At 69.6% G+C, this 22,487-nt stretch carries 22 protein-coding genes; 5 read left to right on the forward strand and 17 right to left on the reverse strand.

Features of this window, described 5'->3' with window-relative positions:
- Positions 1-51: 51 nt before the first annotated feature.
- The 4 genes from ACF1A5_RS05600 to ACF1A5_RS05615 form a co-directional block, all read right to left on the reverse strand.
- Complete coding sequence (locus ACF1A5_RS05600; RefSeq protein WP_392191523.1) at positions 52-1,074, reverse strand: LacI family DNA-binding transcriptional regulator; 1,023 nt, start codon at positions 1,072-1,074, stop codon at positions 52-54.
- Between the two features lie 311 nt (positions 1,075-1,385).
- On the reverse strand, positions 1,386-1,943 hold the full coding sequence (locus tag ACF1A5_RS05605; protein WP_392191524.1) for a GNAT family N-acetyltransferase: 558 nt from the start codon (positions 1,941-1,943) through the stop codon (positions 1,386-1,388).
- Between the two features lie 267 nt (positions 1,944-2,210).
- Positions 2,211-3,095 (reverse strand): alpha/beta hydrolase, encoded by an 885-nt coding sequence (locus ACF1A5_RS05610; RefSeq protein ID WP_392191525.1) that lies wholly within the window; start codon positions 3,093-3,095, stop codon positions 2,211-2,213.
- 372 nt (positions 3,096-3,467) lie between these two features.
- Positions 3,468-4,070, reverse strand: a complete 603-nt coding sequence (locus ACF1A5_RS05615) for a TetR/AcrR family transcriptional regulator (protein ID WP_392191526.1) — start codon at positions 4,068-4,070, stop codon at positions 3,468-3,470.
- An 82-nt stretch (positions 4,071-4,152) separates the two neighbouring features.
- Here ACF1A5_RS05615 and ACF1A5_RS05620 point away from each other — a divergent pair, with 82 nt between their 5' ends.
- Positions 4,153-4,998, forward strand: coding sequence for an SDR family oxidoreductase (locus ACF1A5_RS05620; RefSeq protein WP_392191527.1), 846 nt, complete (start codon positions 4,153-4,155; stop codon positions 4,996-4,998).
- Between the two features lie 839 nt (positions 4,999-5,837).
- On the opposite strand, the gene ACF1A5_RS05625 is transcribed toward ACF1A5_RS05620, so the two are convergent.
- The 3 genes from ACF1A5_RS05625 to ACF1A5_RS05635 all read right to left on the reverse strand — a co-directional run bounded on the left by ACF1A5_RS05625 (position 5,838) and on the right by ACF1A5_RS05635 (position 8,164).
- The gene (locus tag ACF1A5_RS05625; RefSeq protein ID WP_392191528.1) at positions 5,838-6,179 is read right to left on the reverse strand and encodes a YciI family protein; all 342 of its coding nucleotides are present in this window, start codon (positions 6,177-6,179) and stop codon (positions 5,838-5,840) included.
- A 123-nt stretch (positions 6,180-6,302) separates the two neighbouring features.
- Positions 6,303-7,760 (reverse strand): caspase domain-containing protein, encoded by a 1,458-nt coding sequence (locus ACF1A5_RS05630; protein WP_392191529.1) that lies wholly within the window; start codon positions 7,758-7,760, stop codon positions 6,303-6,305.
- Positions 7,757-8,164 carry a hypothetical protein gene (locus ACF1A5_RS05635; RefSeq protein ID WP_392191530.1) on the reverse strand — a complete coding sequence of 136 codons (408 nt, stop codon included), beginning with the start codon at positions 8,162-8,164 and terminating at the stop codon, positions 7,757-7,759. Before ACF1A5_RS05635 ends, ACF1A5_RS05630 begins: the two co-directional genes overlap by 4 nt.
- Positions 8,165-8,457: 293 nt before the next feature.
- Here ACF1A5_RS05635 and ACF1A5_RS05640 point away from each other — a divergent pair, with 293 nt between their 5' ends.
- Positions 8,458-8,613, forward strand: coding sequence for a hypothetical protein (locus ACF1A5_RS05640; protein WP_392191531.1), 156 nt, complete (start codon positions 8,458-8,460; stop codon positions 8,611-8,613).
- Here ACF1A5_RS05640 and ACF1A5_RS05645 read toward each other — a convergent pair.
- Complete coding sequence (locus tag ACF1A5_RS05645) at positions 8,597-9,145, reverse strand: GNAT family N-acetyltransferase (RefSeq protein ID WP_392191532.1); 549 nt, start codon at positions 9,143-9,145, stop codon at positions 8,597-8,599. The two genes, ACF1A5_RS05640 and ACF1A5_RS05645, sit on opposite strands and share 17 nt — an antisense overlap.
- A 315-nt stretch (positions 9,146-9,460) precedes the next feature.
- On the opposite strand from ACF1A5_RS05645, the gene ACF1A5_RS05650 reads away from it, so the two are divergent.
- Entirely contained in the window at positions 9,461-10,306 is an 846-nt protein-coding gene (locus ACF1A5_RS05650; RefSeq protein ID WP_392191533.1) for a hypothetical protein, read from the forward strand.
- Here ACF1A5_RS05650 and ACF1A5_RS05655 read toward each other — a convergent pair.
- On the reverse strand, positions 10,272-10,976 hold the full coding sequence (locus ACF1A5_RS05655; protein WP_392191534.1) for an alpha/beta hydrolase: 705 nt from the start codon (positions 10,974-10,976) through the stop codon (positions 10,272-10,274). The genes ACF1A5_RS05650 and ACF1A5_RS05655 overlap by 35 nt on opposite strands.
- Before the next feature lie 394 nt (positions 10,977-11,370).
- On the opposite strand from ACF1A5_RS05655, the gene ACF1A5_RS05660 reads away from it, so the two are divergent.
- Positions 11,371-12,849, forward strand: coding sequence for a PHB depolymerase family esterase (locus tag ACF1A5_RS05660; RefSeq protein WP_392191535.1), 1,479 nt, complete (start codon positions 11,371-11,373; stop codon positions 12,847-12,849).
- 19 nt (positions 12,850-12,868) lie between these two features.
- Here ACF1A5_RS05660 and ACF1A5_RS05665 read toward each other — a convergent pair whose 3' ends face one another.
- Complete coding sequence (locus ACF1A5_RS05665; RefSeq protein ID WP_392191536.1) at positions 12,869-13,696, reverse strand: SDR family NAD(P)-dependent oxidoreductase; 828 nt, start codon at positions 13,694-13,696, stop codon at positions 12,869-12,871.
- Positions 13,697-13,728: 32 nt separating this feature from the next.
- Positions 13,729-14,916, reverse strand: coding sequence for a lipid-transfer protein (locus tag ACF1A5_RS05670; RefSeq protein ID WP_392191537.1), 1,188 nt, complete (start codon positions 14,914-14,916; stop codon positions 13,729-13,731).
- 381 nt (positions 14,917-15,297) lie between these two features.
- Between ACF1A5_RS05670 and ACF1A5_RS05675 the strand changes: the two genes are divergently transcribed.
- A complete protein-coding gene (locus ACF1A5_RS05675) occupies positions 15,298-15,558 on the forward strand; it encodes a hypothetical protein (RefSeq protein WP_392191538.1) in 261 nt (86 codons plus the stop codon).
- Positions 15,559-15,677: 119 nt separating this feature from the next.
- Here the strand turns inward: ACF1A5_RS05675 and ACF1A5_RS05680 are convergent, their stop codons facing one another.
- The 6 genes from ACF1A5_RS05680 to ACF1A5_RS05705 form a co-directional block, all read right to left on the reverse strand.
- A complete protein-coding gene (locus ACF1A5_RS05680) occupies positions 15,678-17,636 on the reverse strand; it encodes a helix-turn-helix domain-containing protein (RefSeq protein WP_392191539.1) in 1,959 nt (652 codons plus the stop codon).
- 70 nt (positions 17,637-17,706) lie between these two features.
- Positions 17,707-18,738: a branched-chain amino acid ABC transporter permease gene (locus ACF1A5_RS05685; RefSeq protein WP_392191540.1), complete on the reverse strand. Its 1,032-nt coding sequence runs from the start codon at positions 18,736-18,738 to the stop codon at positions 17,707-17,709.
- Positions 18,735-19,601 carry a branched-chain amino acid ABC transporter permease gene (locus tag ACF1A5_RS05690; RefSeq protein ID WP_392191541.1) on the reverse strand — a complete coding sequence of 289 codons (867 nt, stop codon included), beginning with the start codon at positions 19,599-19,601 and terminating at the stop codon, positions 18,735-18,737. Before ACF1A5_RS05690 ends, ACF1A5_RS05685 begins: the two co-directional genes overlap by 4 nt.
- A 64-nt stretch (positions 19,602-19,665) precedes the next feature.
- Positions 19,666-20,913 carry an ABC transporter substrate-binding protein gene (locus ACF1A5_RS05695; protein ID WP_392191542.1) on the reverse strand — a complete coding sequence of 416 codons (1,248 nt, stop codon included), beginning with the start codon at positions 20,911-20,913 and terminating at the stop codon, positions 19,666-19,668.
- Between the two features lie 70 nt (positions 20,914-20,983).
- Positions 20,984-21,676: an ABC transporter ATP-binding protein gene (locus ACF1A5_RS05700; RefSeq protein ID WP_392191543.1), complete on the reverse strand. Its 693-nt coding sequence runs from the start codon at positions 21,674-21,676 to the stop codon at positions 20,984-20,986.
- On the reverse strand, positions 21,669-22,427 hold the full coding sequence (locus tag ACF1A5_RS05705; protein ID WP_392191544.1) for an ABC transporter ATP-binding protein: 759 nt from the start codon (positions 22,425-22,427) through the stop codon (positions 21,669-21,671). Before ACF1A5_RS05705 ends, ACF1A5_RS05700 begins: the two co-directional genes overlap by 8 nt.
- Between the last annotated feature and the right edge of the window lie 60 nt (positions 22,428-22,487).

Genomic DNA, 22,487 nt, shown 5'->3' on the forward strand with positions numbered 1-22,487 from the left:
TGGGCCGTGGCGAGCGCCCGCCGTGGACGTCCCTGTCGTCGCCGAGAGCGCTCAGGCCGATTCGCGCAGCACCAGTTCGGTTCGCAGGATCACGTGACGCCAGGCCACCGACGACTCCTCGATCTCCTGGAGCAGCAGTTGGACCATGGTCCTGCCCATGTCCTCGAGGGGCTGCCGGACCGTGGCCAGTCGTGGCTCGGTGCGCTGGGCCAGGGGAAAATCGTCGAAACCGATGACGGCCACGTCCTCCGGTACCCGGCGGCCCGCCGCGCGCAGCGTCACCAGGGCACCTGCGGCCGTCGTGTCCGACGCGGCGAGGACGCCGTCGATCTCAGGATGCCGTCGCAGGAGCCGAGCCATGGCCCGGCGACCACTCTCCTCGCTGAAGTCACCCTCGGCGACCCATGACGGCCGAGCGTCCAGGCCGGCCTGCGCCAGGGCCTCGCGGTAGCCGCGCAGCCGGCACTGGGCGACGTACATGTCGAGCGGCCCGGTGATCGTGGCGATCGACCGCCGTCCTGTGGCCAGGAGGTGGGCGACCGCGCCGCGGGCCCCGCCGACGTTGTCCGCGTCGACGTAGCTGAGGTGCTCGTCGCCCGAGCGGCGTCCCAGCAGAACCGTCGGCAGCCGGGCCTCGGCGAGCATGTCGGGCAGCGGATCGTCGGCGTGGACGGACATCAGCAACACCCCGTCGACCCGGCCGCCACGGGCGTACTCCACAAAGCGCTGCCGGTCGGCTCCCGAGCGGACCAGGGTCAGCAGCAGCTGTGGCCCGGTGTCGGCCAGCGCGTCACCGATCGCCGGGACGATCCCGGAGAAGAACGGCTCGGCGAACAACCGCCAGTCCGGCTCCGTCATGACGAGCGCGACGGCGTCGGCCCGTCGTCCGGCGAGGGACCGGGCCGCCAGATTGGGCACGTACCCCAGTTCCGCGATGGCTCGCCGCACGGCTTGTCGCGTCGACTCCTTGACGCCGGCCGCGTTGTTGATGACTCGGGAGACCGTGCCCCTGCCCACTCCGGCGCGGGCGGCCACCTCCTCCAGCGTCGGAGTGCCCGGGTGCCGCCTGCCCATGACCACCTCCCGCAGAGATCACCGATCCTACGATCCGGACGACTCCGGCACAGCCGTTCCCGCGGCTCCCGAACCTCCAATCCGCCTGGCTGCACATGTGATTGCCGGCCTGTCCGGTGGATCGAGGTGCCGGGCGGGGCGCCCAAGGTCAGGGCAGGTCCGCCTGGAAGGCGTGGTGGTCGGCGGGGCAGGTGAAGATGCGCAGCTCTCCCCACCGACTACGGCACCTGTCTCGTCGTTGCCGGCCACGGTGAACAGGAGCGTCATGACCGTTCCACAGTCCCCGCAGGAAAACACCGTCGTACGGCCGGTCAGCCCCTGCCACCGGACGTACGGTCCAGACCCCACGTCTGCAGGGCGTAGGGCCGCCCCTTCTCCTCACCCCTGATCAGCGGCACGTCGAGCAGCCTGAAGCCCGCCTTGGTGGCCACCGCGACGCTGGCGGCGTTCTCGGCCTCCAGCTCCAGGATCACCTGCTCCGAGCCCAGCTGCTCGAAGGCGTAGGTGGCCATCACCCGCACCGCCCGCGCCGCCAGGCCCTGGCCGCGGTGCGCCGGGCCGACCGCGTAGCCGAGCTCCGTGCCCTCGGGGGCGCGCCGCAGCATCACCTCGCCGAGCGGTGTGCCGCCGTCGGCGGTGATGGCGAGCAGGATGGCCGTACCTTCCGCCCGCAGCTGCCGGTCCCGGTCCAGCCGTGTGCGGGCGGCCGCTTCGTCGAAGGGGGAGACGATCGGCGTCCAGTAGGCGATGTCGGGGTGGTCGAACAGCTCCGGCATCGCGGCCAGGTCCGCCTCCGACCAGTCACGGAGTACGAGCCCCTCGCCCGAGAGCTCGATCCGCTCGGGAAACGACGACGTGGTGCTGCTCATGGTGCGGAACCTCCCTGGCCTGTTCAGGACAAGGCAGGATAACGGGCGGCTTCGCAGGACCTGGTGAACGGGTGTACCTGCAGGTCCGCGCTGCCACACGCCGACAGGCCCACGCCCGGCGGGCGCACACCGCCGGCAGCGCCGAGCCGTGGGCCGCCGGTCATCGCCTGTATCCGACGGCACCTGGTGCCCCCCTCGGGGATACGGTGCGTCCCGCTCTCCGGGCAGGCACGAACGGCCCTGCCCGGCGACCCGCGGCGTGGGGTGCTACATCTGTCCAAGCTCGGCGTGCACCGTCTCCGCGAGCGCTGCCGTCGCGTTCTTCGCGAACAGGATCGTGTAGTGGTTGGTGTCGTCGACCCGGCGGGTGGTCATCCGTTCCGGGGCGAGGCCGCCGGCGGCCAGGCGCGCCTCGTCGTAGAGCCCCTGGGGCTCGTTCATCAGTCCGCGCTCCGCCCACAGCAGGGTGCCGCGCACGCGCGGCTGGTGGATGGCCTCGAGTGTCTCGGGGTCGCCGAGGGGGCCCGCGCCGTCGGCCCGGACCGCGTCCAGGACACAGCTGCTGCGCATCTCGGGGGGCTCGCCGGTCAGATCGCGGTCCACGTAGGCCTGGATGAGCGGGCCCCAGTGAGAGGCGAGGGCGGGGTGCTCCCGGAAAAGGGTGAGGTAGGCCTCGCGGTCCGAGAAGGTCGTCTTCAGTCGCCGCATGGCGGGGCCTATGACGGACTCGATGACCTCGTCGATGTCGGCGCCCGCGGGGACGGGGAAGCCGAGGCCCCCGTCGACGAGGACCACGCGCGGGAAGCGGTCCGGATGCCGCGCGGCGGCCACCGCGGCGATGAAGGCACCCAGCGAGTGACCGACGAGCAGCGTCTGCCGAAGGCCCAGATGGTCGAGCAGGGCGACGACGTCCTCGACGTGGGCGGGAATGCCGTAGGGCCCCGGGAGACCGGCGCTGTGGGCCCGGCCGCGCAGGTCCGGGGCGTACAGATCGACGTCGCCGAGTTGCTCGGCCGCAGCGCCGAAGGCCAGTCCGTTCGCTGTGATGCCGTGCAGGGCGATGACCGCCGGTCCCTCTCCCGGCCACCGGGTCACGGCGAGGTCGCCTCCGTGTACGGGGACGGAGAGTTCCTGTGGGGTGCGCGTGGTCATGCGGACTTCCTCCTTCTGCCCGGTGGGCCAGGCCGCCCAGGGGCCACATGAACGGTAGTCGCGAACAGTCTGCCGAGAACGAGTGGGCGGCCGGACGCCGGGTCCGCGCTTGGAGCTGAGGTTGTCGTCGATGCGCAAGGCCGCGTACCGCCAGCCCGGCCGCGCTCCGGCGAACTCCACCGTGCCCGGCATCGAGCGTCCGTAGGTGATCTGGGCACCAGAGGGGTACCGGGTTCCAAGAGTCCTGCAGTCGGCCCTGGTCCGTGTGAACACCTTGGGGCTCCAGGACGTCCTGGACGGGCCGGAGTGGATCGGTTTGCCAACCGGCGTGGCCTGACGCCGATGTTCTGGTCCCGCGTGCGCCCATGAGGGTCAGAGGTGTCCACCGTGAGCATGGAGGGAGTCGAGCCAGCGCAGGAGGCGGGCTCCTTCGCGGGTCATGATGTCTGGGTCGCGCAGGGCGTTGGCCAGGAGTGACATGCCCTGGTAGGCGGAGACGAGGGTGAGTGCCAGGTCGTCTGGGTGGGATAGACCCAGCTCGCGGAATTGACCTTCAGCCCAGTTCAGTAGCCGCCGGATCACTGCGCCGACCTCCGCGTCGAGGGTCCCCTCGGCGCGCTTGTCGAGTTCGACGGCCAGGGTGCCGGTGGGGCAGCCGTGGCGGACGGCGATGTCGCGCTGGTCGACCCAGGCTTCGACGAGGGCCTTGAGACGGTCGCGCGGGTCGGCCAGTTGCTCCAGTCGGCCGGTGAATTCGTCCAGGCGCGCGGTGTGTTCGGACAGTGCGGCCTGGACCAGCTCGTCCTTGGTCTTGAAATAGTAGTAGACGTTCCCGACGGGGACGTCGGCCTCACGTGCGATGTCGGCGAGGGTCGTGCGTTCGACCCCCTGCTCGTGCAGAACCCGGGCCGCCGCGGCCGTGAGCCGTTGGCGCTTCTGCGACGCCCGTGCTCGCCGATTCGCTGAGTTGGTCACCCAACTGACTATAGACAGCCTTCAGTGGGCGCGTGCTAGCTTGCGACTAAGTCAGTCAACTAACTAATTCGGAGGGGTCGAGATGATCGCAGTGACGGGCGCAACCGGCAACATAGGGCGGACCCTGGTGGGGTTGCTGTCCGAGGCGGGCGAGGAAGTCGTGGCCATGTCCCGGCGGCCCCAACCCGCGCATCGCGCGGCCGGGGTCAGGTGGGCCCAGGCCGGTGTCGGGGACACCAAGAGCGTGCGGGCCGCCCTGGCTGGAGCCCGCGCCTTGTTCATCCTGCTGGGCGGCGAACTCAACAGCCGTGGCGAAAGCCCGAACGCTTTGCTGGAGGCGGCCGCAGACGCCGGGATCGAGCGGGTCGTTCTGGTCTCCTCGCAGGTCAGCGCCACCCGACCGGCGGCGCTCTCGCATGCCCGGCTCCGGGAGTTCGAGGCGGCGGTGCGCGCATCTGGACGGGACTTCACCATCCTGCGTCCCAGCGGCTTCGCCTCCAACGCCCTCGCCTGGGCCGAGTCGGTCCGCATCAAGCGCACGGTCTTCGCCCCGTTCGGTGACGTGGCGCTGCCCGTGATCGACCCGGCGGACATCGCCGCGGTCGCCGCGGCTGCGCTGGGTGAGGACGGGCACGCCGGTCGTACGTACGAGCTGACCGGTCCTGAGTTGATCAGTCCACGCCAGCAGGCCGCGGCCATCTCTCAGGCCCTGGGCGAGGAAGTGGCCTTCGTGGATCTTTCTCGCGCGGACGCTCGTGCTCGGATGGTGCAGTTCATGTCGGAGGAGGTCGTCACTGGGACTCTGGATGTCCTCGGCATCCCGCTCCCGGCCGAGCAGAAGATCAGCCCGGACGTGGAGGCTGTCCTGCACCGTCCGGCCAACCCCTTCGGCGAGTGGGTCGCCCGCAACCTGCCGGCGTTCCAGTAGACGCCGTGTCGCGACCGGAAGGCATGAGGGTATGGCATTCTCGCCGGGTACGCCGGGTACGCCGGGTACGCCGGGTACGCCGGGTACGCCGGGTACGCCGGGTACGCCGGGTACGCCGGGTACGCCGGGTACGCCGGGTACGCCCGGGTGTCGGCGAAGTGGCAGTGCCCGACCGGCAAGTCCAGCTCTCACCGAAGTGGGTTGCATCCGGACCTTCGCGGACAAGAAGTCCGGCAAGAACGCCGACCGCGAGGAAAGACGGAGGGCTCTCGACTTCCTCCGCAAAGACGACACCCGCGTTGTCCCATTACCGGCCGGCTCGACCGCTCGCTCCAGGACCTCGTCGCTGTCGTCGGCGTTCTGTGCAAGCGTGGCATCGGCCCTACCTCGCTGCACGTGGCGCTCGACGCCGTCATGCTCGGCGGGAGCCTGGATTCCCGTGTCTGCGCCTCGCTGGCGGAGCTCATCCGCGAACTCATCGTGCATGGGGCCAACGAGGGCTTGGACGCCGCCCGTACCCGCAGCAGCCGCCGACCATGACAGAGGAACAGATTCGTCACGATTGGGACCTGAGGCGAAGCACTCGCATCGGCTCATCTCCGGGGGCCGATTCACCCACGTCCCGTGGCTGGTTGGCGTAGAGAGACTGAGCTGTCATCTGACTTCGACGCTGATGTCGAAGATCCTCGCTCATGCCACTGACAACGGGCCGCGGCCGCACCACTGCCTCGACGCGCGCAGCGCCCCGCCCGACCTTGGTGAGAGGAACAGTCAAGGCCTACGGACTGGTGTGTCGTACGGCGTGGGCGTGACCTCCTGACCGTGGCCGGGGCCTTCGATCAGACGCCTCGGTCTGGCACGAACTCGCGGACCTCTTGAGCACAGCGGCAGGCGATGGCGATCTTGGCGGCCCACTCCAGCGCCTCCTCGCGTGAGGGCACGTCGACGACCGCGAATCCGCCGAGGTACTCCTTGCTCTCCGGGTACGGCCCGTCGGTGACCGTTCCGTCGGTAGCCACTACGCTCGCCTCCTCGTGGTCCTTCAGCCCGCCGCTGAACACCCACACGCCGGCGTCCGTGGCCTCCCGGGCCACCGCGTGCGCGGCCTCGGCCACATCGGGCAGATCCTCCGCGGGGAAGGTCATCGCGCCCTCACTGAACGAGATCAGGTACAGCGTCATCCCATGACTCCTTGTCCCGGCGGCCTCACGACCGCTTCTCACCTCTGCTACGACGCCTCGCTCCGGATCCGACACGCTGTCGTGGGGTGCATGATCTGGCGGACCCGTGACCCGGATTTGGCGTTACGAATCCAGATAAACATCTTTCCACTCAAGCGTGGCGGTGCAGGAGTCGGCGTCGGTGCGTCGCGCGACGAGCACCACATGGTTGGTGTTTTCCGGCAGAGGGGCAGCGTGTTCTACCGGGGTGTCCTCAATGGTCCGATTCCCCGCGGCTATCTGGGTTGAATCAGCGGTAAGAGACCACTCTACGGCAGCCCCGCAGCTGTCCTTTACTTGAATCTTCCCCAGCAGGTCTCGGCTGGACTTCGGCGATTCAAATCGAAATGTCGTCTTTATTGATTCACCGGCAGGCAACTGCCAAGCCCAAGCGCCCTTACGGCAATCGTTTCCCGTGCCGCCGCCATAGCTCAAGCCATGACACCCGCCCTCGTCCCCTTTCGGTTCGTCGCCACCCTGGTATCGAAGGTCCCCATAGCTCCTGCCCGGGGGGAGCATCATAGCCACGACTAGGAGGCCTATGAGAAGCAGCACCACCCCGCCTCCGAACACTGCCGTGCCAACAGGCCTTTCAATCCATCTCACCAACCGCCGACGCGGGGATCCTTCAGAGGCGTCCGATGATGCTTTTGACTTTCGGTCGTGCCGTGAATCGTCCTGGCGAGAAATTCCGTCGCTATTGCTGGAGAAGCTACCACCCACAAGCGTGCCCGACCCGGCCCTGACTCCGGACTGCGGGATGGTCCGCAGTGATCCGGCTCCCGCCCCCGCATCCAGATTCGGACGTGGGCGAGCGATCCAGCGGTTGCGGAACAGGGCGATTTGCTGCCCATCGTTCCCTGCACGCTTCTGCGGCTTTGGCAGCCCTTTGGCATTCAGTTCGCGGCGCACATGCTGAAAGAGGGACTCCATGTCCAGCGGATCGGCCGCATTGGGGACACCACCATCGATAGCCTTCACCAACTCGCCCGTGAAGGTCGTCAAGTTCTCCCCGGCTGGAGCCATCGCCGGCTTTCCCTTAGGGGAGGCGGTAATCACATACGTTCCGTCGACGGCCGTCTGATCCGCGACATGATCTTGAGCGCCCATGCCGGACAGCGCGTTTCCACTGTTGCAGCAATCCAAAATGACGACTTTGCTCCACGCGAGGCACTCCAGGACCTCTGAGCGAAGCGCGTCGTAGGCCACGCCCCGGTACATCCGCTTACCCAACTCGGACCCTGACAAGGCCAGCTGCAGCTCTAAGCTCGGTGACAGCAGCCCGTGGCCCGCAAAGTACACGACAAAGGCCTCGCTGGCCTCCGAGGCTGCCTCATGGACCGCGTCGAGAACCTTCTCGGGGGAGGCGGGATTGTGAAGTAGCACGCAGTGATCCTTTGGCAGCCCCCATACCTCGGGACTCCTCAACAGCGCGGCAAGTCTCTTGAGGTTGTTGCTTACCGCTGGCAGATCTTCGAGATGACGATAGCTGTCCACTCCGATCAGCACTGCGCGAGATCTGGCGGGATCCGGCAGACTCATCTGTCATCCCCGGATGCGGTTTGCCCTTGGTGCTGTCTGGCACCGCTGTCCTCCGTAGACCCGGCGGGCGATGCAGGTCGCAGCAGATTCACGATCCGGCGCACCTCGTCCTCCGAACCGTTCCGCAACGTCACTGACACGTCATCAACGGTGATAGTCACTGGAGGGGCCGCCGGGCGTGTGGCGCGCCACGTGGCGTAGCCCAACGCCAGATTCGCCAAGTTGAAGCCGTGGTTGAAGACCATGTCAATGATCTCAACCGCTCCCATGGTGCCGCTCGCCTGCGGCGGTGGCTGCAGCCTTATCTCTGCGTGGCGCCGAATATCTTCGTCTTGCCGGAACCAGTAGTACAAGTCATGAATTACCGTACTGTCGTCCGCTGCGACTGCGATCTTGATGTGCATGACGGCTCCCTACTGTCCCTGCCAGGGTTGCGAGAGAGAAGGCGAGCATGCATGAAACGCTCGCGTGGTTGGCCTGTTCATCTCGCCACCCCCCTGTCACCAGGCACAGAGTATGCGACCTATCCTGGCCAACGTGCTTGTTTCAGCGGTGAGTTGGACCCAGCCAAGGTGATAGGGCTTCGAGTGTAGGTCGACGACCCCAGGCGTCCTACGTCTCGCGCGGGCTGTCGGCCACGGCGCGCGAATCGCGGCTGAGCGGCGACAATGTTCGCCACAGAGGGAACCGGCTGCGGGTGGCACACAACACCGCATGGCCAGCGATGGCGCGGCACGTCACCCGCTACGACAAGACCGTCTCCATCTACCTCGCCGCACTCCACGTCGTGGGCGTCATGATCTGGTCAGTGTCGCGATCCGAAGAAGCGGCCTGGCTCAAGCGGACGGCATGACCGAGGACCGCACGCCGAACCATTGCTCGGCGCCGTACTCCTCGAACCGCTCCACCTCGGTGAACCCCAGCTTCGCCGCGAGGCGCATCGAGCGGTCGTTGGCGGTCTGGGTGCAGAGCACCACCGGCTCGCCGGGGAGGGCGTCGGCGAACCAGTCGAGTGCCGCTGCGCACGCCTCGGTGGCGTACCCGCATCCCCACGCTGCCGGCAGGAACATGTAACCGAGCTCGGCCTCCCCGGCCTCCGGACGGATGTGCCCCGGACGCGCTGCGTCGCGCCGATCGAGCGTGACCGTGCCGATGATCGCTCCGTCGAGGTCGACCACGAAGAGGCCAGGGCGCCGCCCGGGTACCTCGGGCATCGCGCGTTCGAGCTCATCGCGCGGTCGAGGGCCACCGAGATGGGCGCGCACCTCCGGCGATGCGAACAGCTCGACGAACGCCCCACGGTCTCGGGCCTCGGACTCGCGGAGGACGAGCCGTTCGGTCCTTATCGGGGCAGGCGGCCAGGCGACGGGCCCGAGTCCAGTCATGGCGGGCAACCTATCGCAGGCCCGTCCATGTGCGGCCGAGGGGATCACTGGGTGCCTGCTCCGCCCGTCTCCGCGCTCTCGTTGCCGGCACTCTCCGAGAGCGCCGCTTGACGGCGGCCGCGTCGCGCACGGCCGGGATGGGGCACACGAAGGCCCAAGGTGCCTGTGAACCGCTCCAGTCGGGCGGCTTTCAGAGCAGGGTACGGTTGCGCCTGCCACGCGCTGCGGTTGTGCCTGCCCAGCACTGCCGCGGCAGGACGACGCACCGACCACACGGATGTGAGACAGGGTTGCGAGCAGACGGTTCCGGCCCCCATGGCTGAACGTGACCTCGTGCGCCAAGTCGGCGCCGCCGTCGTGTCCGTTGCCGCCCTTGGGACGGTGGTGACACCGGTGTGGGCGCAGCCCCAGCCGGCGCCGGGGGGTCGGATCGCCTTGCATGCCGAGGTCGCCACGGCGCCCCTGAAGGCAGGCGCCCTGAGGGGAACCGGCGCGCTGCTGCCCACCAGCCAACCGAGTGGACCGACCCAACAGCCGTGGACCGCCACCCGCGTGTTGCCCGCGACCGCGGCCCACGGCATGGCGCATGCCGGCACGGCCTCCCCTGTCGGGGTGTTCCAGTCGTCGCCGGCCGACTACACCCCTGTCAGCGGCGCGGTCAGGGGCAGGGTGGGGGACACCATCGCGGTGCGGCTCGGTGTGACGAACCTGGGCCCTGGCGCCCCCGACACCGGATCCTTCGCCGTCGTGCCGCCCCCCGGGACCACGGTCACGTCCATCCCCTGGGTGGGGGACGACGACGATCGCAGATACTCGTGCCGGCCGCCGCAGGACGGAGACAACCCCTTCTTCCTGTGCGACCTCTCGTATCTGGGTGCACCTTTACCCGGATCCTCGAGCACCATCGTCTTCCACATCCGCATCGACAAGCAGATCCCCGGCGCCAAGGGCAACATCGCCGTCTACAGTCCGAGCGACCCCGTGCCCGGCAACGACCTCGAGGCGATTCCCGTCGAGGCCGCACCCGCGCCGCTCTGGCGGTGGCAGAATCCGCTCTGGCGCTGGCAGCACTGGGCGGTGGCCGCGGGAGTTCTGGCCCTTGCGACGTCGGCGCGCAGGTGGCTTGTCAGGAGGCACCGGGGCCGGCGGCGAGTTCGATGAGGTGCCGGGCTGTTCCGGCAGGATCGACGATCTGGTGCAGGTGACCGCCAGGCAGGTGTGCCACCCGCCAACTGCGTTCGCGTGCTTCGGCGGCAACGTCGTCATACGGGGGGCCGAACAGCAAGTAGGAGCATGGATGGTCGTCCCAGCCGTCGGGAACCGGGATGTGCTGCTCGTAGTACGACAGGGGCAGGGAGGGCTGCTCCTCGACGACCCTCTGCCGCATCACCGGCTCAGAGAACATCGGGGCGATGTCAGCCTCGTCCCACCAGTCGGTCCACCGCGGCAGCTTGCCGTTCACCGCCATCGGGCGGAGGAACTCCAGGACTTCGGGTGTGGCGACAGGAGTCGGTCCGATCCGCGCCGGCAGTGCGGCATCGACGAAGATCGAGCCGGTCACCGGATGATCGAGGGCCGAGCGAATCGTTGGGAGGAAGAGGCCTGCGTTGCTGTGCGCCACCAACGTGACAGGGCGGTCGGCTGAGATCTGCCGGAGGTGGTCGCGGACGGCGCTGACGACGCGGGGCCAGAAGGGCGGAGCGCCGGCGCCTACGTGCAGCAGGGACGGCACCACTACCTGATGTCCCGCCGCTGTCAGGTGTTCGGCCACGGGGTGCCAGGTCGAGGGACCCACGGACGGACTGTGCACGAGAACGAAGATCGGCTGCATGTGACGATCCTGTCGCTCATGCCAGGGCAGACGCGACCACATCGGCCGACGGCAGAACGCTTCGCTTCGAAGCAGCCCGCGCGCTGGTCGGCACGCCGTTCCCAGCCGGTCGTTGACGGCCGCCACGTAGCCGGTCGCCACGAACCGTGCGCCGGGAATGACGGGTTCCGTCCAGTCTGCTGACCTGCCGTCAGTGGATCCGGCGCACACCCGGCCGACCCCAGAAGTGGTCGATCCATCCATGAGCGCTGCACGCGGTGCGGCCGTACCGTCACAGAAACGCCCCCGGACTACCTCGCCAACCCCACGGCGCGGCGGCCGGTGGCGGCGTCACCGTCCCTTCCCCCCGACGTCCCGGGCAGTCGGCTGCCCCGGGGCGGACAAGGAGACATCGATGCGCCTGCGACCCCACACCCCTCCCCTTGGAACCGGCGGCAGAGGCGGCAGACGTGCTTCCGTCGTCGGCCTGATCCTGTGTCTGGTCGGCCTGCTGCTGGGCCTGTTCCCCGTGTCCGCCCAGGCGGCGACCCTCACCGAGGTGACGGGCTTCGGCTCCAACCCCGGCAACCTCCAGATGTTCCGCTACGTTCCCGACGGACTGCCCGCCGGGCGCCCCCTGGTCGTCGCCCTGCACGGCTGTACGCAGTCCGCGTCCGCCTTCGACGACGAGACCGGCTGGACGAAGTGGGCCGACACCTGGGGCTTCGCCCTGCTGCTGCCGCAGCAGAAGTCCGCAAACAACGTCAACTCCTGCTTCAACTGGTTCCAGTCGAGCGACTTCTCGCGCGGTCAGGGCGAGGCGCTGTCCATCAAGCAGATGGTCGACAGGATGGCGGCCGACTACGGCACCGACGCCTCGCGCGTCTATGTCACCGGCCTGTCCGCCGGAGGCGCGATGACCGCGGTCATGGCCGCCGCCTACCCGGACGTCTTCCGCGGCGCGGCGGTCGTCGCCGGCATCCCGTTCGACTGTGCCCGCAGCATGACGCAAGGCCTGAACTGCATGAGCCCGGGCTCGGACCTCACCCCCCAGCAGTGGGGCGACAAGGTGCGCGCCGCCTACCCCTCCTACGCGGGCCCGTACCCCACGATGTCGGTCTGGCACGGCTCCAGCGACACCACGGTGAAGCCGATGAACATGACCGAACTGGTCGAGCAATGGACCAATGTGCACGGCACGGACGCGACCGCCGACGTCAGTGACACGGTGCAGGGCTACCCGCACAAGGTGTACCGCGACGGCTCCGGCAACGACGTCGTCGAGTCGTACTCCATCACCGGCATGGGACACGGCCAGCCCGTCGACCCGGGCGGCGGGGCCACGCAGTGCGGCGTCGCCGGCAGCTACATCCTGGACGTGAACATTTGCGCCTCCTACCACATAGGGGAGTTCTGGGGCCTGACAGGGGACGGCGGTGGCAGCGGCAGCCTGCCCGCGCCCACCGGCCTGACCGTCACCGGCACCACCGACACCTCGGTCTCCCTGTCCTGGAACGCGGTCGGTGGCGCGGCCTCCTACCGCGTCTACCGCGGCAACACCCAGGTCGGCGCCCCGACCGGCACGTCGTTCACCGATACGGGCCTGTCGGCCGGCACGACGTACAGCTACACCGTCGCCGCCGTGGACGGACCCGGGTCGGCCGGAGCGGCCTCCGCCGCCGTACAGGCCACCACCAGCGGCGCGACCCACCAGTGCTACACCGACAACAACTACAACCAGGTCGCCGCCGGGCGCGCGCACCAGAGCGTGGGCTACGTGTACGCCAACGGCTCCAACCAGTACATGGGCCTGTACAACGTGTACGAGACCCACACACTGGAGGAGACGTCCCCGGGCTACTACGTGGTCTCCGATTCCGGCTGCCCGTCCTGACCCGCGCGGCGGCCCCGGGTCAGCCCGTGAAGCCGCCGCCGCACACCACGACCTGCCCCGTGATGTAGTCGGCCTCGGGCGTGCACATCAGGTAGACCGCCCCGGCCGCCTCCTCGGGGCTGCCCGCGCGGCCGAGCGGGATGGACCGCTCGGCCGCCGCGAGGTACTCGTCGCTGATCCCCACCTTGATCTCGCGGCCGGCCACCTCGATGCCGGCGCCGCCGGCCGAGGCGGACGCCTCCGTCAGGCGGGTGCGGATCAGACCGAAGGCGACAGCGTTGACGTTCACGGCGTAACGCCCCCACTCCTTGGCGAGCGTACGGGTCAGGCCGACCACGCCGGCCTTGGCGGAGGAGTAGTTGACCTGCCCGGCGTTGCCCGAAAGCCCCACGACCGATGTCACGTTGACGACCTTGCGGTGGTACTCGGCCGGGTGGGCCCTGAAGTAGGGCTGGGCGGCTCGCAGGATCCGGAAGGGCGCCTTGAGATGGACGTCGAGAATGGCGTCCCACTGCTCGTCGGTCGTCTTCTGGACGACGCCGTCCCACGTGTAGCCGGCGTTGTTGACGATGATGTCCAGCCCGCCGAACGTGTCGACCGCGGTGGAGACGACATGCTGGGCGAAGCCGTCCTCGGTGACGCTGCCCGGGCAGGCGACGGCCTCGCCGCCCGCCGTCTTCACGGCCAGGACGGTCTCGGAGGCCGGCCCGGGGTCCAGGTCGTTGACGACGACGACTGCCCCCTCGGCGGCGAGCTTCAGGGCGATGGCGCGGCCGATGCCCCGCCCGGCGCCGGTGACGATGGCGGTCCTGCCGTCGAGGTTGCCCACGGCGGATTCCCCTTTCACGCATAGGTGTTGGACGTGGGACGGGCTGGTGTTCAGGCGTCGGCGCGTTCGTAGAGGGTCACCACGCAGGCGCCGCCGAGTCCGATGTTGTGCTGGAGCGCGAGGTTCACGTCCTCGACCTGGCGCGCACCCGCCTCGCCGCGCAACTGCCATACGAGCTCGGCGCATTGGGCAAGCCCGGTCGCGCCGAGCGGGTGTCCCTTGGACAGCAGCCCGCCCGAGGGGTTGGTCACCACTCGGCCGCCGTAGGTGTTGTCGCCGTCGATGACGAACTTCTCCGCCGTTCCCTCCGGGGTCAGTCCCAGCGCCTCGTAGGTGATGAGTTCGTTGGCGGTGAAGCAGTCGTGCAGCTCGACGACGCGGATGTCCTCCGGGCCGACGCCCGCGGCCTCGTACACGTCGTGTGCGGCCGCCCGGGTCATGTCGTAGCCGACCAGTTTCATCATGTCCCCGCTGTTGAAGCTGCTCATGGTGTCGCTGGTGAGCGCCTGCGCGCGGATCCGCACGGTACGCAGGCCGTGCCGCCGGGCGAAGTCGCGGCTGCACACGACCGCTGCGGCGGCGCCGCAGGTGGGCGGGCAGCACTGGAGGCGGGTGAGGGGGCCGTGGATGTGGGGGGAGTCGAGCACCTCGTCCACGGTGACCGGGGTGCGGAAGACGGCGTACGGGTTGTGCGCGGCGTGCTGCCGTGACTTGACGGAGATCCTCGCGAACGTCTCGGGCGCGGTGCCGTGCCGCCGAGCGTATTGGGCGCCCGCGCCGCCGAAGAACTCCGCCGCCCACGGGGCGTTCCCGTTGCGGCCCTGAACCGCCTCCATCGTGGCGAAGGAGCGGTGCAGCGGATGGGGCCGGTCACCCCATACGAGGGGCAGCGCACCCTTGTTCATCTGCTCGAAGCCCAGCGCGAGCACGCACTCCGCGACCCCGCTCTCCACGGCCTGCCGGGCCAGCCACAGGGCCGAGGAACCGGTGGCGCAGTTGTTGTTGACGTTGACGATCGGGATTCCGGTCTGCCCGAGTCCGTACAGCGCGGCCTGCCCGCCGGTGGAGTCGCCGTAGACGTATCCGACGTAGGCCTGCTCCACCAGGTCGTAGTCGATCCCGGCGTCCGCGAGGGCGGCGCGCGCGGCCCGTTCGCCCATCACGTCGTACGGCTTGCTCGCGCCGGGCTTGGTGAACGGCACCATGCCGGCCCCCGCGACGTGTGCCCGCTCCTTCATTCGTCTCCTCCAGGTGTCCCGGACCAGGTGTGGTGGCGTGTGCGGCCTTCTCCGACGCTAGGCACCCGGGGGAGGGCGGGGGTATGGGGATCTGCTGGGTCGTTGACGGCCCGGTGTGGAGGAGACCTCCATGCCGGCTCCGGCGCGGCAGTACGCCGGCCACCGTTGGCAGCGGAGGTCGGCACCGGGGGAGGAATCACACATTCCGGGCGGCGGATGGTGGATGGTTCCTCCATGGCCCCCGGGGGCGGGGGAACCTAGCGTCGGTGTCATCCGAGCGTGAGCGGGTGGCGGCGCGAGCCGGCGAGCGACAGTCCGAGAAATAAATACCGAGCCAATCGGTTTCTTATGGTCGGGGGTGCACGAGAAAGGAAAGGGGCCATGCACGGGGATCTGTACCTGGTGACCTTCCGCGCACGGGACGACACCGGCGGGACCAGTCGCACCTACAGCTACAAGATCAAAGATGCCCCGAACGGTGACGCCGCGATCGCCAGGGCCCGTGCTCTCGCCGACGCCGAGTCCGAACGCGCCGCCCGCGGGGGCCTCGGACTCGACGTGGCGTGGTGCGAGGTGGAGAGCGCCTGTACGCTGCTCGGCCTCGGATCACGGATGCCTCGCCGCTCCTTGCCGGCGTTCTGACACGTGGCGCCGTGCCGTTCATGACGTCGCGCAGGCCAACCGGAGGCCTACCGGTGATCTGGGGTGGCGGCGTCGGCTGCGGCCAAGGTCACCACCGGTGGCGCCGGGCGGTCGTTCGATCAAGGTGACGACAGCACGCTGTGCACCTTGAGCGCGAGGTGGACCTGGAGGGCATGGTCGCCGTGGCGCCACTGCGGGCCCAGCAGAGCGGTGACCCGGTCGATGCGCTGGTAGAGCGTGTTGACGTGGACGAACAGTTCGGCCGCGGTGCGGGTGAGGCTTCCGTCGCAGGCGAAGTAGGCCAGGAGGGTGCGGACCAGTTCGCCGCTGCGGCGCTCGTCGTAGTCCAGGAGGGGACCGATCGCGCGGCGCACGAACCGGTGCAGCTCCTCGCGACCGGCCTGGTTGAACAGCAGACCGTAGATGCCCAGTTCGTCGGGGGAGGCGCCTTCGCCGTCCCGGTCGAGGGCCAGCAGGACGCCGAGGCACTGTACGGCGTCCCGGTGGGCCTCGACGAGGCAGTCGGCCCCCGGATCGGCCGAGGTGCCGCCGACCGTGACAGGGGCGCCCACGGCGGCCGTCAGGTGGTCGGCCAGGGAGCGGGCGGTCGCCGCCGGGTCGTGCTCGCCGGGGAGCAGCACGATGACGTCGCCGCGGTACTCACCCGCGAGCCCCTTGGCGTGCCCGGCGAACGCGGTGGCCGCGTCGGCGACGACCCGGCGGTGCCCGCCCCCGCGGCAGCGGGCCGCGAGAACGGTGTGCGGCCGGCCGAGGTCCAGGCCCATCAGGGCGGCCCGGCGGCGCAGCCCTTCGAGGTCCCGGTGCGGGGCGCCGAGCAGGTCCTCCAGAATCTCGCCGCGCAGCCGGTGCTCCGCCTCGGCGACGCTGCGCTCGCTGAGCAGCATCAGGGCGGTGACCTGGGCCGCCCGCTCCAGGGAGCGTATGTCGCAGGCGTCGAGACGGTCGCGCACCAGGGCCAGGGAGCCGAGCGCTTCGGTGCCGGCCATGATCGGCGTGGCGCAGGCCGAGGCATGGGTCCCCGACCCGGTGATACGCCGGGTGCGGCGTGACTCGGCGCTGAGCCCGCACGCCTCGTGCACGGCGCGAGCGGCCGGCGACCCGGGCGGCAGGACACCGTCCTGCCGTGCCTGCTCCGCCACAGGATCCGCGCCCACGGCCGCGCTCACGCGCCCGGCGGGATCGAGGACGAGAATGCTCCCGCCCAGCACCTCGGCGAGGTTCTGCGCGACGTCCGCCATGTCGCCGCCGTGCAGAACGATGCTGGTCAGCCGCTCGTGCAGAGACGCGGCCTGCTCCACGGAGGCGCTGTGGGCCTGGATGACGGCGTTGGCCTCGGTGAGGTCGTCGACGGCGCGCTGGACCTCCTGGAAGAGCGTGGCGTTCTCGATGGCGATGGCGGCGTGGTTGGCCAGGGACACCAGCAGGGCCACTTCGTGGTCGGAGAACGGGCGAGCGCTGCGGTTGGCGGCGAACAGCACGCCGATGACCTTCTCGCCGAGCTTGAGCGGCACACCCTGGATGGCGATGAGCCCCTCGCCCCGCACGACGTCGTCGACGGTGTGCTCGAAGCGCGGATCGTTGAAGTAGTCGGGCGTGTCGTAGGGCACGGCGGTCTTGGCCACCAGTCCGCCCAGGCCCGCGCCCATCGCGAGCCGGGCGCGTTTGAAGGCGTCCGTGCGGATGCCGTCGGTGGTGCGCACGTAGGTGTCGCCGCGCTGGGTGTCGTTCAGCATCAGGTAGGCGACGTCGGTGCCGAGCAGCCCTCGGGACCGGCGCACGATCGCCGGGAGCACGGCCTCCAGTTCGCGCAGTGAGGAGAGGTCTCCGGCGGTCTCGTACAGAGCGGCGAGCTCGTCCTCGCGGCGGCGGCGCTCCTCCAGCTGGGCTCTGACATGGAGCGCGTCCTCCACGAGCGGGCGCAGCCACGCCACCTCCTCAGCCGGGCAGCGCTCCAGCAGCGCCCGGTACTCCTCGGGGGCCGCACCCTCGCGCAGCAGGCGCAACAGCCTGCGGGCGCTGTCCGCGCCGAGACTCCTCGGCGGCAGGTCGATGCTCATGGTCTTCCTTCGCGGCTCGGGTGGGCTCGGTCGCATGTGCCGCGCTCGGACGGCGGCGACCACCGCCCTCTTACGATCGCACGCGCTGCGCGGTGTCGTCATGGTCGTGCCGCGGGTGCGGCTCGAGGACCGCGGCCCCTGGCGCGGCGCGGTCGCGCAGCAGCTGGGAGAGGGTGCCCCACACCCCGCGCCGGAAGACGAGGACGGTGACGATGAAGACTCCGCCCGTGATCAGTCCGGTCTCCTCGAAACCGGCCGTGGACAGCCAGTCCTCCAGGCGTACGATCGCCCCGGCGCCGACGAGGCTGCCCCACAGGGTGCCGATGCCGCCCAGGACGGTCATCACGACGACCTTGCCGGAGGTCGTCCAGTACACCTCCTGGAGCGAGGCGAAGCCGTGGTTCACGGCGTACAGACCGCCGGCCAGGCCGGACAGGAACGCCGAGACGACGAAAACGACGAGCTTGTACCGGTCGACGGCGTAGCCCAGCGCCCGTACCCGGTCGGGGTTCTCCCGCACGCCGGCGACCACGCGCCCGAAGGGGGAGCGCACGAACCGCCAGGCCGCGGTCAGCCCGAGCAGCACCATGGGCAGCAGGGCGTAGTAGAGGACGAACGAGTCGGACAGATCGATGCCGGCCAGCTGCCGGGGGATGCCCTGCAGCCCGTTCTCCCCGCCGGTGACGTCGTCCCACTGGTTGGCGACGAAGTACACCATCTGCGCGAAGGCAAGGGTGACCATGGCGAAGTAGATCCCGCTGCGGCGCACCGCCAGGAAACCGATGGGCACGGCGAGCAGCGCGGCCGCCACGGCGCCGCCCAGGACGGCGACGGGGAAGGGCAGCCCGCTGTGGAGGGCGATGAGCCCGGTGGCGTAGGCGGAGGTGCCCCAGAACGCGGCGTGCCCGAAGGAGAGCAGCCCGGCGTGCCCGAGCAGCAGGTCGAAGGCGACCGCGAACAGGCCCCAGCACAGGATGTCCGCGGCGACCGGCGGATACAGCGTCCAGGGCAGGGCGAGCGCGGCGAGGAGGCCCGCCGAGAGCAGGCCCCGGCGCACACCGGCGGGATACCGGTGCAGGGCCCCGATCAGGGAGAGGATCATGCGTGCTCCTCCTTGCCGAACAGGCCCGCCGGCCGGATCAGCAGTACGACGGCCATCAGCAGGAAGACGGAGGTCTGGGACAGGACGGGGAGATAGAGGCTGCCCAGGGACTGGAGCATGCCGATGACGAATGCGGTGAGGACCGACCCCAGGACGGAACCGAGGCCGCCGATCACGACGACGGCGAACACGGTGATGATCAGGTCGCCGCCCATCGTGGTGTTGACGGCCCGCATGGGGGCGGCGAGTACCCCGGCCAGGGCGGCGAGGCCGATCCCGAAGCCGAAGACGGGAGTGACCCAGCGCCCGGTGTCGATGCCGAACGCCCGGGTGAGCTCCGGGCGTTCGGTGGCGGCGCGCACGACGGTGCCGATCCGGGTGCGGGTCAGCAGCAGCCACACGGTGACACACACGGCCGCGGACACCGCCAGGACGAGGACCTGGTAGCGGGGGAAGTCGAACAGGCCGAGGTCGACGGAGCCGGTGAACGGCATGTGCTCGTACGGCTGGGAGTGCGAGCCGTACTTCATGCGCAGCAGGTCCTGGCAGACCAGGGCGATGCCGAACGTCAGCAGGAAGTTGTACAGCGGGTCCAGGGCCGCCAGGCGGCGGATGAGCAGCCGCTCCAGCAGGGTGCCGACGGCGGCGAGCGCCGGCGGTACGAGCAGCAGCGCCCACCAGAAGCCGAGGCCCGCGCGGTCCGCGAGGACGACCGCGCCGAACGCGCCGAGCATGTAGACGGCGCCGTGGGCGAAGTTCACCACGCGCAGCATGCCGAAGATGACGGCGAGGCCGAGGGCGAGCAGGGCGTAGAAGCTGCCGCTGACCAGTCCGTTGAAGGTCTGTTGCAGGAGCGAGGTCATGGGTGGTCCTGTCGTCCGGTGGCGGCCCTCTCGCACCGTTGCGTGAGGGCCGCCGGTCTGGGGGTCAGCTCATGTGGCAGAGCGGCGATGCCCTGTCGAACGCCTCGTCCGCCGGGATCTGCTCGATGAACTTGGTGTAGTCGCCCTTCTCCTCGGCCTTGGCCGGGTCCTTGACCTCGACCAGGTACGCGTCGTGGACGAGCCGGTGGTCCGCGGCGCGCACCACCCCGTTGCGGGCGAAGAAGTCGTCGAACTTCATGCCGTCGAGACGCTTGGAGACCTCTTCGGCCTTGTCGGTCCCGGCCTTCTGCGCCGCCTCCAGGTAGGTGGTGGCAGCCGAGTAGTCGGCGGCCTGGTCGAACGTGGGCCGCTTGCCGGTGCGCTCCTTGTAGCGGTCGGACCAGGCGCGCGCCTTGCCGTCGAGGTTCCAGAACCAGGCGGTGGTGAACATCGTCCCGGCGAGCCTGTCCGCGCCGATCGCCTCGATGTCGCTGTCGAAGAGGAGGCCGATGGCGAGCTTGATGTTCTTGTCCTTGAGCTTGAACTGCTCGTACTGCTTGACCACGTTGGCCAGGTCGCCGCCCGCCTGCAGGACTCCCAGCACGTCCGGCCTGGGCTTCAGGCCGGGCGCCTTGAGCAGGAACGTGGAGTAGTTGTCGCTCGGGAAGGGGGTGGGGTCCTTGGCGACGACCTTGCCGCCCGCGCCTTCGATCGCCGTGGTGAACTTCGCCTGCATGTCCTGGCCGAAGGCGTAGTCCGGGTAGAGCAGGTACCAGTTCTTGCCGACCTGTTCGGTCACCTTGGCGCCGGTGCCGTGCGCCAGCATGTGCGTGTCGTACGCCCACTCGTAGGTGTAGGGGTTGCAGCTCGCGCCGGCGAGTTCGGTGGTGGCCGCGGCCGTGTTGAAGTACAGCCGCCTGGACTGCTTGGCGACGTCCGCCACCGCGAGCGCCGCCGAGGAGGTGGGCACGTCGAAGAGGGCGTCGGCCCTCTTGCGGTCGTACATCTCCCGCGCCTGGGTGTTGGCGACCTCCGGCTTGTTCTGGTGGTCGGCCTTGACGACCTCGATGTTGCCGGTGACCGCCTTGTCGCCGTACTTCTTCTTGAAGTCGTCGACGGCCATCTGCACGGCCTCGACCGAGCCCTGCCCCGCGATGTCGGCGTAGACGCCGGACAGGTCGGTGAGTACGCCGAGGACGATCTTGTCGTCGCTCACTCTTCCCCCGCCGGAGCTCGGGCCGCCGCCCCCGCAGCCGGCGAGCAGAGCCCCCGCCGCGGCCAGGGCCACGCCGGCCGACAGTGTGCGCTTCATGTGTGGTGCCTCCTGATCGGTACGTCTTCGTAGAACGGAGGTGTGGGGGGAGGGCGCGGGTGACGGGATGTCACAGACCGAGGTGGGCGAGGAGTTCGGTCTCGCGTTCTCGCACGCCGGTGTTGTCCAGAGACTCGACGATGCGGCCCTGGGCGATGAGGTAGTGGCGGTCGGCCACCGTGGTGGCGAAGCGCAGGTTCTGCTCCACGAGGAGCACGGCCACTCCGTGTTCCTTGGCCTCCAGAAGGATCCGGCCGATGCGCTGGACGACGACCGGGGCGAGCCCCTCGGTCGGTTCGTCGCACAGCAGCAGCCCCGCTCCCGCCCGAAGTACCCGCGCGAGAGAGAGCATCTGCTGCTCGCCGCCGGAGAGCTTGGCGCCCGAGAAGCGGCGGCGGGCCGCCAGTGCGGGGAAGGTGTCGTAGATCCGCTCCAACGGCCACGGTGAGGTGCCCTGAGCGGGGGGGAGGGTGAGGTTCTCCTCCACGGTCAGGGACGCGTAGATGCCCCGGTCGTCGGGGACGAGGCCCAGTCCCAGGCGGGCCCGGCGATGCGGGGGCGCGGTGGTGACGTCGCGGCCGGTGAACCGTATCCGGCCGGTCATCGACCGGTGCAGGCCCATGACGCAGTTCAGCAGCGTGGTCTTGCCGGCGCCGTTGCGTCCGACGAGGGTGACGACCTCGCCCTCACCCACGCGCAGGGAGACGTCGTGCAGGACCTCCGCCTCGCCGTGGCGGGCGCTGACCCCTTCGATCTCAAGCAACGTCGGCTCCCAAGTACGCCTCGATGACCTGCGGGTCCGCCTTGACGTGCTCGTAGGGGCCCTCGGCGAGCACCTCGCCGCGCTGGAGCACGGTGACGGTGTCGGCGAGGGAGGCGACGACGCTCATGTTGTGCTCGACCATGACCACGGTGCGCCCCTCGCGGATGCGGGCGATCAGGGCCACTGTCCGGTCGACGTCCTCCAGACCCATCCCGGCCGTCGGCTCGTCCAGCAGCAGGAGCCTGGGGTCGAGAGCGAGCGCGAGGGCCAGCTCCAGGGCCCGTTTCCGGCCGTACGGCAGGCTGTCCGCGGGCTGCTCCGCGAGCTCGGCCAGGCCGACCTCGTCGAGCAGCTCGCGGGCACGCCCGGAGAAGCGGCGCATCAGCTTGTCGCTGCGCCAGAAGCTGCGCCCGAGGCCGGTGCCGGACTGCAGGGCCAGCTCCACGTGCTCGCGGGCCGTCATCCGCGGGAACAGGCTGGTGACCTGGAAGGATCGGGCCATGCCCAGGCGGACGATGCGCTCCGGCGGCTCACCGGCGACCTCGCCGCCGGCGAAGGTGATACGCCCTGCGGACGGTTTGAGGAATCCGGTGAGCAGGTTGAACAGAGTGGTCTTGCCGGCTCCGTTGGGGCCGACCAGGGCGTGTACGGTGCCTTCGGCGACGCTCAGGTCCACCTCGTTCACAGCGCGGAAGCCCTGGAACTCCTTGGACAGGCGGTGCGTGGCCAGAATGGCGCGTGCTTCTCTCATGGCGGCCTCGGCTGCACGGGGATCTCGTCGGCGATTGCCGATGTGACGCAGACGTTAAAT

Origin of the sequence: Streptomyces sp. NPDC014864, from assembly GCF_043081525.1 — a bacterium.
Taxonomy (GTDB): Bacteria; Actinomycetota; Actinomycetes; order Streptomycetales; family Streptomycetaceae; genus Streptomyces.

Excerpts from the sequence above, each read along its gene's own strand:
- ACF1A5_RS05600 (WP_392191523.1), bottom strand. The coding sequence starts at position 1,074 with ATGGGCAGGCGGCACCCGGGCACTCCGACGCTGGAGGAGGTGGCCGCC.
- ACF1A5_RS05605 (WP_392191524.1), bottom strand. The coding sequence starts at position 1,943 with ATGAGCAGCACCACGTCGTCGTTTCCCGAGCGGATCGAGCTCTCGGGC.
- ACF1A5_RS05610 (WP_392191525.1), bottom strand. The coding sequence starts at position 3,095 with ATGACCACGCGCACCCCACAGGAACTCTCCGTCCCCGTACACGGAGGC.
- ACF1A5_RS05620 (WP_392191527.1), top strand. The coding sequence starts at position 4,153 with ATGATCGCAGTGACGGGCGCAACCGGCAACATAGGGCGGACCCTGGTG.
- ACF1A5_RS05625 (WP_392191528.1), bottom strand. The coding sequence starts at position 6,179 with ATGACGCTGTACCTGATCTCGTTCAGTGAGGGCGCGATGACCTTCCCC.
- ACF1A5_RS05630 (WP_392191529.1), bottom strand. The coding sequence starts at position 7,760 with ATGAGTCTGCCGGATCCCGCCAGATCTCGCGCAGTGCTGATCGGAGTG.
- ACF1A5_RS05635 (WP_392191530.1), bottom strand. The coding sequence starts at position 8,164 with ATGCACATCAAGATCGCAGTCGCAGCGGACGACAGTACGGTAATTCAT.
- ACF1A5_RS05645 (WP_392191532.1), bottom strand. The coding sequence starts at position 9,145 with ATGACTGGACTCGGGCCCGTCGCCTGGCCGCCTGCCCCGATAAGGACC.
- ACF1A5_RS05650 (WP_392191533.1), top strand. The coding sequence starts at position 9,461 with ATGGCTGAACGTGACCTCGTGCGCCAAGTCGGCGCCGCCGTCGTGTCC.
- ACF1A5_RS05655 (WP_392191534.1), bottom strand. The coding sequence starts at position 10,976 with ATGCAGCCGATCTTCGTTCTCGTGCACAGTCCGTCCGTGGGTCCCTCG.
- ACF1A5_RS05660 (WP_392191535.1), top strand. The coding sequence starts at position 11,371 with ATGCGCCTGCGACCCCACACCCCTCCCCTTGGAACCGGCGGCAGAGGC.
- ACF1A5_RS05670 (WP_392191537.1), bottom strand. The coding sequence starts at position 14,916 with ATGAAGGAGCGGGCACACGTCGCGGGGGCCGGCATGGTGCCGTTCACC.
- ACF1A5_RS05675 (WP_392191538.1), top strand. The coding sequence starts at position 15,298 with ATGCACGGGGATCTGTACCTGGTGACCTTCCGCGCACGGGACGACACC.
- ACF1A5_RS05680 (WP_392191539.1), bottom strand. The coding sequence starts at position 17,636 with ATGAGCATCGACCTGCCGCCGAGGAGTCTCGGCGCGGACAGCGCCCGC.
- ACF1A5_RS05685 (WP_392191540.1), bottom strand. The coding sequence starts at position 18,738 with ATGATCCTCTCCCTGATCGGGGCCCTGCACCGGTATCCCGCCGGTGTG.
- ACF1A5_RS05690 (WP_392191541.1), bottom strand. The coding sequence starts at position 19,601 with ATGACCTCGCTCCTGCAACAGACCTTCAACGGACTGGTCAGCGGCAGC.
- ACF1A5_RS05695 (WP_392191542.1), bottom strand. The coding sequence starts at position 20,913 with ATGAAGCGCACACTGTCGGCCGGCGTGGCCCTGGCCGCGGCGGGGGCT.
- ACF1A5_RS05705 (WP_392191544.1), bottom strand. The coding sequence starts at position 22,427 with ATGAGAGAAGCACGCGCCATTCTGGCCACGCACCGCCTGTCCAAGGAG.